General features: G+C 74.9%; 2 protein-coding genes. Both read right to left on the bottom strand.

The features are described 5' to 3' along the window. On the bottom strand, positions 1–546 hold a 546-nt coding region (locus tag KBX53_RS33430; RefSeq protein WP_210863853.1), incomplete at its 3' end, for an STAS domain-containing protein. Between the two features lie 108 nt (positions 547–654). Then, a complete protein-coding gene (locus KBX53_RS33425; RefSeq protein WP_036411644.1) occupies positions 655–1,101 on the bottom strand; it encodes a DUF4383 domain-containing protein in 447 nt (148 codons plus the stop codon). Positions 1,102–1,237: the final 136 nt, after the last annotated feature.

Below are 1,237 nucleotides of genomic sequence, written 5' to 3'. Positions count from 1 at the left end.
CAGGGTCACCGTCACCTGCATGGGCGTGCCGGCGTGCCGGACCACGTTGCCGACCAGCTCGCTGAGCACCAACGCGGCCGGGCCGGACGCGTCGGGCAGGTTCCACCGCGTGCACGCGTCGGTGACCAACTCCCGGGCCCGCCGGCAGGCCTCGGCCACCGGCTCCAGCCGGGCCCGCATCCGCGGCGCGGACGACGCGTCGGCCAACCGGGTCGCCTCCGCGCAGTCCGCGGACACCGGGAGCACCCGGCAGGTGCTCGACTCGGCCAGCCACCGCGCCGCCACCGGCGACGGGGCGCAGAGCAGCACCGGCACGGCCGGCCACTCCTCGGCCCGCCGGGCGGTCGCGGCGAACACCGACAGCGCCAGTCGGTCCTCGACGGTCACCCCGGCCATGTCGACCACCAGCGCCTCCGGCTGGTCGACGAGCGCGTCGCTGAGCATCTGATGCACCGAACGCATCGTGCCGAGGTGCAGCGGGCCGGTGAGCCGGACGACCGCCACCGGTGCCGTGGTGCGCACCTCGCAGGTGATCCCGCTCGACATCGGCGCCTCAATTCGCTGCTGGGTCGGGATCTGCCAACTACCCGACGCCGTTCCCGGTCAAACCGGACCGACGGCGGAGGCGAGACAGGTCACCCGCCGCAACCCCGGTCAGCGACGCGACCGGCCGGTCAGCGCACCCGATGCGATCATGACCACGCCGAGGCCCAGGTGCAGCCAGCCGTCGGCGTCGTTGACCGGTAGCACGTTCGCCCCGGTGTCCTGGTCCACCACCAGCCCGTAGAGCCAGAGCACCAGGAGCACCGCGCCGCCGCCGATCAGGAACGCCCGCGCGCCGGTGACCGTCCGCGCCAGCAGCAGACCCGCCACCCCGAACGCCAGGTGCACCAGGTTGTGCAGCACCGACACCTGGAAGACACCGAACAGGTACGCGCCCGAAGCGTGGCCGGCGAAGCGCAGCGCGTCCATGCCGCTGGTGATCCCCGGCACGAAGCCGAGCACGCCGAGCAGCAGGAACAGCACCGCCACCGTCGCCGCCGCGCGCCGGACCGGCGGTTTACCGTCCGCCGGGTTGGCCCGGGCCCGGGAGTGCGCCATCGGTCCGACCATTCCCGGCTCCTCGTCGCACGGCGGGCATGAGCGCTGCCGGCTACCCGCTGCCGCTACCGACAAACCGGCTGGCCGCGCGCGCCGGGGGTGCCCCCCGCGGGCAGGCCGGCCGCCACCCCGGCGC

This window comes from Micromonospora sp. M51 (assembly GCF_018070305.1).
Taxonomy (GTDB): domain Bacteria; phylum Actinomycetota; class Actinomycetes; order Mycobacteriales; family Micromonosporaceae; genus Micromonospora; species Micromonospora parva.
The sequence above is the reverse complement of the archived record's forward strand: the minus strand, read 5'-3'. Positions and strand labels throughout refer to the sequence as shown.